This window comes from Arthrobacter sp. NPDC080073, from assembly GCF_040686575.1.
In the GTDB taxonomy this organism is placed as follows: Bacteria; Actinomycetota; Actinomycetes; order Actinomycetales; family Micrococcaceae; genus Arthrobacter.
The window spans coordinates 258763-266188 of record NZ_JBFBKR010000005.1; the positions used below are offsets into that span (position 1 = coordinate 258763).

Below are 7426 nucleotides of genomic sequence, written 5' to 3' on the forward strand. Positions count from 1 at the left end.
GATCATCAGTCCCGCTACAAGTCTTCTTCGTCCCCGAGGTGGACGGCGGCCGGCCCCTCTTCGCCGTGTCCGATCCGCCGATACACGGCGGGGTTGCTCCGGCGGAGGCGGAAAGCCCAGGCGATCCCCGCCAATCCGGGCACGATGATCGTCGCCGGCAGGATGAAGGTCAGTGCATTGGTCTCGTTTTGGCCCAGCAGTACGTTGAAGTTGACCACGATCAGAACGAAGATCGCCGCCAAAAGCGCGAACCCCAGGGCCGGGGCGATCGCGCGGGTCCAGATTCCGGCGTCACGCTTGTTCTTGCGGAAGAAGCCAATGACGGCCAGCGAAACAACGGTCATCAAGAGGACAAGTCCCATCGCCCCGTCGTTCGTCAGCCACGTGAACATGGTCAGGACAGGGTAGAGATCGCCCAGCGATGATCCGGTCCCCGCGATGGCGAATGCCACCGTGACCACGACTGCGATGACCGTCTGGGCGATCGACCCGGCGTACGGGGCGCCGCTGTGCCGCCGGACCGCACCCAGCTTCCGGGGAAGTACTTGCTCCCGGCCAAGGGAGAAGAAGTAGCGCGCCGCGGCATTGTGGAAGCTGACCAAGGCCGCGAAGAGGCTGGTGACGAAGAGCAGGCGGGCCAGGTCGGCAAGAAGGACGCCTGCATGGTCACTGAGGAAGCCGAACATCAGGTCCGGTCCTTGTTTTGCGGATGCGTCGACCACTGCGGACTGTCCTGTGCCAACGGCCATGGCCCAGGAGGAAACCGCGTAGAACACGGCGATGATGGCGACGGCGGTGTACGTGGCCCGCGCCACGGTGTGCTTGGGGTCCTTGCTTTCCTCGCCGTAGATCGCGGCTGACTCGAATCCCATGAACGCCGCGATGCCGAAGGAGAGGACCGCTCCTACGCCCGGTACAAAAAGGCTCTGCGGGCTGAGCGGCGCTCCGCTGACTCCCTCGGGCGCCACCACAAAGGAGACGACGTCGTAAACGATCACCACAAGGAACTCCAGGCCGACGAGCACCCCGAGGACCTTCGCCGAGAGGTCCACCCGGTTCACGCCGAGGAACGCGACGACGGCGATGCAGACGAGCACCGGAATCCACCAAGGGACTGTGGCGCCGAAGCGTTCATTGATCAAGCTTGAGACGGTGAACCCGAAGAGGCCATAGATGCCGACTTGCATCAGGTTGTAAGCCATCAGGGCGACCATGGAAACCCCCACGCCGACCGGCCGCGAAATGCCTTGCGCCACGTAGGAATAGAAGGCGCCGGCGTTGACGACGTACCGGCTCATGGCCGCGTAGCCGACGGCGAACACGGCAAGGGTTGCGCCGAGCAGCAGGAAGGACAACGGCACGCCGGTGACCCCGGTGACGGCAAACGTCGTCGTGACTCCGCCGGCGAGAACGGTAAGGGGAGCGGACGCGGCGATGATCATGAACGTCACCGCCGGGACGCCCAGACGGCGTCGATTGTGGTGCGGGTGGCCCACCTCAGTGGTCTCTTTCCCGGTTGTTAGACTCATTTTTGGGCCTCCATATGGCCGTGGCCGCCTTCAGCGGGCTTCGACGCGGGCACGTCGAGGACGGGGCTCCGATCGAAGAAGCCTTCGGGGCGCAGTTTGAAACCCACCGTGTCGACCGGCATGATCGGCCAGTCCTCGGGGCGGGGGAAGTGGGTCAACCCGAAGGTGTGCCACACGACGATGTCTTGTCCGTCGATGTCCCTGTTGCGGGCAATGTAGGACGGCAACCCGGCTCCTCCGGAGTGCTGGTTGACGAAGTCGCCGCTGGGGTAGCGCTCGTTTTCGTCATAGCGCGTCACCCACAGATCCTTCGTAGCGAATGCTGCACGCCGGGCGATGGATGATTGGGGGTCGGCCAGGAGCATCGGATGCCCTTGGCCATGGAGTTTGTACCCCACGGGATCGCCCAGGCGGTTGAGTGATTCGGGATTGGAGATGATCCAGGCCCGTCCGGCCGCCATGTTGGACTCGCGGACAGCCTCGGATTCGTTCTTGAGGACAGTCCGACGACGCGCGAAGGCGTTGCCGCGCTCGTTTCCTTCTCCCATGGGTACGCGGATTGCGTCCTCTTCCTCGACCCGGTTGCTCAGGCCGTCGATGGCGAAGTCCAGGCGGGCACTGAAAAGGTGCTGGTGGAAGGGAGCCCCAAGGCCCGGGGCGAGCTCCGAGGCGTAAGGGTAGCCTTTTCCGGGGTGGGCGCTCGTAAAGACGACGCCGGTGGCCTTGGCTTCGAACTCGATGGTGCCATCGAGGTAGAGGTACCAGTAGAAGCCGTAGTCGTAGTTGCCGATGGTTGTGAAGAAACTGATCACGAGCCTGCGGTTCCGGCGAGTGTAGTTCACGCCGCTCCAGAGGTCGCTGTGCTTGGCGAGGATGCTCCAATCCTCCTCGTGCATGCAGATTCCGTTCCGGATCTCCCGTGGGCGGCCGAACGAGTCGCTCACTACCGGGCTGAGGTAGGTGATTTCGCCGAGGCAATCGCAGCCGAGCTCGAGCGAGTTTGCGTACTGGCCCACGAGGTATTCGCCGGTATCGAAGTAGTTCTGCCAGGAGCGCACAGGGGAGGGGTCGCCGTAAGGCACCACCATTTCGGCGATCGAAGCACGCTTGAGGATACTGCGGCGGCGATCGACGTCGTCGAACGCTACATTGTGGAGAACGACGCCTTCCCGGACATCGAAGCCGATGTCCAGGCTCCATTTCTCCCACTCGACGTGGTTGCCGTCCTGGACCGTGAAGCTCGGACCTTCCGGCTGGGTGATGTGGATCGGTTTCTGGGTGGTGCGCATCGCTCCGGTCAGCTCAGGGTCCGTAAAATTGCCGTGTTCTTCCGGCACCGGAACCGGCCCGAAATCCAAGACCTGGTCGACCGTCTTGCTGACGACATCGACGTAGGCAACCAGTCCGTCTACAGGGTGGGCCCAGGCGCTGTCCCCGGGGGACTGCTGGACGAATGCCAAGCCGCGCAGAATCCGGCGGCCTTTCTCCTCCGGGTACTCGAAGACCCCGGCTGACAGGGGAGCGACCCTGACCTTGCTGACATCGAGGTTCCGGTCAGCCAACGCCTGGAGCCATCGCTCATCCTGGGCGAGGACTTCCTCAACCACCTCGAATTCCTCTTCGATGACCGGAAGCTCACCCATCACCGAGGTGTCGAGTTCGACCTTGGCGACGACTTCCTGGCGTGTCACAGAGACTACGACGTCCTGTGCTGCACCGGATGAAACGTTGTGCAGGAACACCCTGAACCTACGGTCCACAGCCTCCGCATTCCGCGGTGGCTCAAGGAGGCCAAGGTAGGCAATCCGGATGGATTCGTCGAAGAGTCCGGCGCCGGCCAAAATGCCCCTGACCGCCGTGATGTCTTCGGCGCTGGTCAAAGCAAACGGAGAGGGTGCGGCAAACGCAGCCATTTCGGCGATTTCTGGAGAGGAAGTTGTGCTCATGGAGGGCCTTTGTGAGTGGCGATTTATTTTCTATGTGTGTAGAGAATAGCATCGTGTAACCTGAGTCACAACGGTTGTAGAAAAAAAGATTTGGGGAGAGCGTGCCGAAGATCGTAGACCACGACAAGCGCCGGTTGGAACTGGTCGAAGCCACGTGGCGGATTATCGCCAGCAGGGGGATCGAGGGCGCCACCATGCGCGAGATAGCAACGGAAGCAGGCTTTGCCAACGGCGCACTCAAGCCGTATTTCCCGACAAAGGACGATCTCTTGACGTTTGCTTTCGCCCACGTCTTCAACCAGACGAATACCCGCATGAGCGGCTCCACTGCGGGCCAACGGGGCCTGACAGCCTTGCGCAGCTATTGCCATGAAATTTTGCCGCTCGATGCTGAAAGGCTCAACGAGGCGCGAATCGCGATCGCCTTCTGGCAGCGCGCACTGACGGACCCGGCGAAGGCAGCCTTGCATGATTCCTCGATGGAGCAATGGCGCGAGGCCCTGTTCGACAAGCTCCGCGAAGCCAGGGAGCTTGGCGAACTGAAAGGGGGACTGAACGACGATGACATTGTTGGCGGGATCATGACGTTCGCTCTCGGTGCCCAGATCACGGCCACGCTGACGCCGGAACACCACTCGGCGGATCAGCTGCGGTCCCAACTGGAGACCTACATATCCCTCATTTCATCCGAAAAGGGCGCTCTCGTGCGAATGGCCGGTCCGAAAGGCCCCGCTTAGCGGCGAAGTGTGCTCTGCCTCGCCACGAGTTCGGGCGTGAACACGACTTGGCTGTGCACGTGGCCTGGTTCATCGTCGATTTCGTCGAACAGCAGCTGTGCGGCACGCTCGCCGATCAGCTGCCTCGGTTGGCTGATGGAGCTGAGCGGGATGCTGGACTGGGAGGCGAAATCGATGTCGTCGAACCCGATGATGGCGATGTCCTCTGGCACGCGGAGCCCGTTTGCGGCGAAGGATTGCAAGAGCCCCAGGGCCAATTGATCGTTGGCGGCAAATACGGCGTCAGGGCGCTTTTCGGGTTGGAGACTCCACATGAGGTCTCCAATCCGCCGGCCGCGTTCGAATTTCAGGTCGGGCGTTTCGAATAGTTGAAGCGGGACTCCCGCTCGCGCGGCCGCGTCAGCGGCCCCCCGGTAGCGGTCCTCGACCTGCTGCAGCGTGAAGGGGCCGCCGACGAATGCCGGACGTACCGAACCGACGCTGACGAGATGGTCCAGGGCCGCGGCGCCCCCGGCGAGGTCGTCCACTGAGACCGAGCAGAACTGATCCGTGCTTGCGAGCCTGTCGACGAGTACTGAGGGAATGCCCCGTTCGCGCATTCTTTCGAGCCGCTGAAGAACATGTCCGAACGGAGTGATCAAAACGCCTTGGACACGTTGTTGCTCGAACAGGTCCAGATATGCCTGCTCACGCCCGGCGTTTTCGGCGCTGTTGGCCAGGATCAGGGAGTGTTTGTGTTCTTCGGCGACGTTTTCAGCCCCCAAAGCGACGTCCGTGAAGAAGGGGTTGCGCACGTCCAAAACCAGCATGCCGAGGCTCCTCGTGGATCCGGACCGCAGCGAGCGGGCTGATTCGTTGCGCACGAATCCCAACTCCTCAATGGCGGCAAGAACGCGGGTCCGCTTGTCGAACGACACTTGCTCTGGCCGGTTGAGGACATTCGACACTGTGCCGACCGAAACCCGCGCAAGGGCAGCGACGTCTGTCAGCTTTGCTCCCGGGCCGCTTGGCACCCTGAACCTCCCGATTGATGAATCGAATCAAACCGTTTCATAAATATTACGTGGCTCGACGGGAGATCCCAGGGATTGCCTGTTGACACGCCACGGAAGCAGGCCCTACCGTTTCAGTAGGTCATTAAATGAATCGATTCAAGAAGTTACTCAAGACGAACTGGCACTGCTGTTCGAAGACGACACACAGGCAACAGAAGGAACAATCATGAACACCATGGAAACGGCCCTGGGCCGCCTTGGGGAACTGGCCATCGAGGTTCCCTCGTGGGCCTACGGCAACTCGGGCACGCGATTCAAGGTGTTCGGAACGCCCGGCACCCCGCGGACCATCCAGGAGAAGCTGGCCGACGCCGCGAAAGTCCACGAACTGACCGGCCTTGCCCCGACCGTGGCATTGCACATCCCTTGGGACAAGGTGGATGATTACTCCGCCCTGCGTGAGTACGCAGAGAGCCTTGGCGTGGGGCTGGGGACGATCAACTCGAACACATTCCAGGAAGATGAATACAAGTACGGCTCCCTGACGTCCTCCGACGCTGCCGTGCGTCGCCGGGCGATCAACCACCACCTGGAGTGTATCGACATCATGCACGCCACCGGCTCCCGGGACCTGAAGGTCTGGCTGGCCGACGGAACCAACTATCCCGGCCAAGATGACATGCGCGGCCGCCAGGACCGCTTGGCTGAATCCCTGCAGGAGATTTACGCGGGCCTCGGAGAAACCCACCGCCTGGTCCTTGAGTACAAGTTCTTCGAGCCGGCCTTCTATCACACCGACGTTCCGGACTGGGGCACCTCTTACGCCCAGACACAGGCGCTGGGGGAGAAGGCCTTCGTCTGCCTGGACACCGGCCACCACGCCCCGGGCACCAACATCGAGTTCATCGTCATGCAGCTGTTGCGGCTCGGCAAGCTCGGTTCCTTTGACTTCAATTCGCGCTTCTACGCTGACGACGACCTGATCGTCGGTGCCGCGGATCCGTTCCAGCTGTTCCGCATCATGCACGAGGTCATCCGCGGGGGCGGCTTCGGGAAAGAGTCGGGTGTTGCCCTGATGCTGGACCAGTGCCACAACCTGGAGGAGAAAATCCCCGGCCAGATCCGCTCCGTGCTCAACGTCCAGGAAATGACCGCCCGGGCCCTCCTCATCGACACGGACGCACTGGCCGAGGCGCAGCGCGAAGGCGATGTCCTGGCCGCGAACGGCATTTTCAACGATGCCTTCTACACGGACGTCCGGCCGATGCTGGCGCAATGGCGCGAATCGCGGGGCCTGCCAGCGGACCCGATGACAGCATTCAAGGCCAGTGGCTACCAAAAGAAGATCAACGAGGACCGCGTGGGCGGCCAGCAAGCCGGATGGGGCGCTTAGGCATGAATATGCAGAACACAACTAACAAGACTGTTGAAGATCTGATCACCCGTTCCAACCGCCTCGGTGCGGACAAACGGAACACGAACTTCGCCGGCGGCAACACCTCCGCGAAAGGCACGGATAAGGACCCGGTCACAGGGGAGGACGTCGAGCTCCTTTGGGTCAAGGGCTCAGGAGGCGACCTGGGAACCTTGAAGGCTGAAAACCTGGCGGTCCTGCGCCTGGACCGGCTGCAGGCACTCAAGTCCGTTTACCCCGGCGTCGAGCGCGAAGACGAAATGGTGGCCGCCTTCGATTACTGCCTGCACGGCAAGGGCGGCGCCGCGCCGTCGATCGATACCGCCATGCACGGACTCGTCGACGCCGCGCACGTGGACCACCTGCATCCGGACTCGGGCATCGCGATTGCGACGGCGGTGGACGGCGAAGCGCTGACGTCCAAGATCTTCGGTAACAAGGTCGTGTGGGTTCCCTGGCGGCGGCCCGGGTTCCAGCTGGGACTGGACATCGCGGCGATCAAGGAAGCCAATCCGCAGGCCATCGGCACGATCCTGGGCGGCCACGGCATCACCGCGTGGGGGGCTACGAGTGAGGAAGCCGAGGCCAACTCCCTCTGGATCATCGAGCAGGCCGAACGCTACATCGCCCAGAACGGCAAGGCCGCGCCTTTCGGGGCGAAGCTCCCCGGCTACGCTGCGCTCCCGGAAGCCGAAAGGAAAGCCAAAGCGGCCGCCCTCGCCCCGGTGATCCGCGGCCTTGCTTCGGCAGACAAACCGCAGGTGGGCCACTTCAGCGACGACGCCCGTGTCCTGGAGTTCCTCGA

At 62.5% G+C, this 7426-nt stretch carries 6 protein-coding genes; 3 read left to right on the forward strand and 3 right to left on the reverse strand.

The annotated features are described in order from the left end of the window. Positions 1–14 precede the first annotated feature (14 nt). On the reverse strand, positions 15–1529 hold the full coding sequence (locus AB0O52_RS08930; RefSeq protein WP_364536341.1) for an APC family permease: 1515 nt from the start codon (positions 1527–1529) through the stop codon (positions 15–17). Continuing rightward, on the reverse strand, positions 1526–3442 hold the full coding sequence (locus tag AB0O52_RS08935) for a primary-amine oxidase (RefSeq protein ID WP_364536370.1): 1917 nt from the start codon (positions 3440–3442) through the stop codon (positions 1526–1528). Before AB0O52_RS08935 ends, AB0O52_RS08930 begins: the two co-directional genes overlap by 4 nt. A 134-nt stretch (positions 3443–3576) precedes the next feature. On the opposite strand from AB0O52_RS08935, the gene AB0O52_RS08940 reads away from it, so the two are divergent. Next, entirely contained in the window at positions 3577–4212 is a 636-nt protein-coding gene (locus AB0O52_RS08940; RefSeq protein ID WP_364536343.1) for a TetR/AcrR family transcriptional regulator, read from the forward strand. Here the strand turns inward: AB0O52_RS08940 and AB0O52_RS08945 are convergent. Then, on the reverse strand, positions 4209–5225 hold the full coding sequence (locus tag AB0O52_RS08945; protein ID WP_364536346.1) for a LacI family DNA-binding transcriptional regulator: 1017 nt from the start codon (positions 5223–5225) through the stop codon (positions 4209–4211). The two genes, AB0O52_RS08940 and AB0O52_RS08945, sit on opposite strands and share 4 nt — an antisense overlap. Before the next feature lie 208 nt (positions 5226–5433). Between AB0O52_RS08945 and rhaI the strand changes: the two genes are divergently transcribed. Then, entirely contained in the window at positions 5434–6600 is a 1167-nt protein-coding gene (gene rhaI, locus AB0O52_RS08950) for an L-rhamnose isomerase (protein WP_364536349.1), read from the forward strand. Positions 6601–6608: 8 nt separating this feature from the next. Further along, a partial coding sequence (locus AB0O52_RS08955; protein WP_364536352.1) for a class II aldolase/adducin family protein occupies positions 6609–7426 on the forward strand: 818 nt, incomplete at its 3' end.

Coding starts and splice junctions, on each gene's coding strand:
- AB0O52_RS08930 (WP_364536341.1), bottom strand. CDS start 1,529: ATGAGTCTAACAACCGGGAAAGAGACCACTGAGGTGGGCCACCCGCAC.
- AB0O52_RS08935 (WP_364536370.1), bottom strand. CDS start 3,442: ATGGCTGCGTTTGCCGCACCCTCTCCGTTTGCTTTGACCAGCGCCGAA.
- rhaI (WP_364536349.1), top strand. CDS start 5,434: ATGAACACCATGGAAACGGCCCTGGGCCGCCTTGGGGAACTGGCCATC.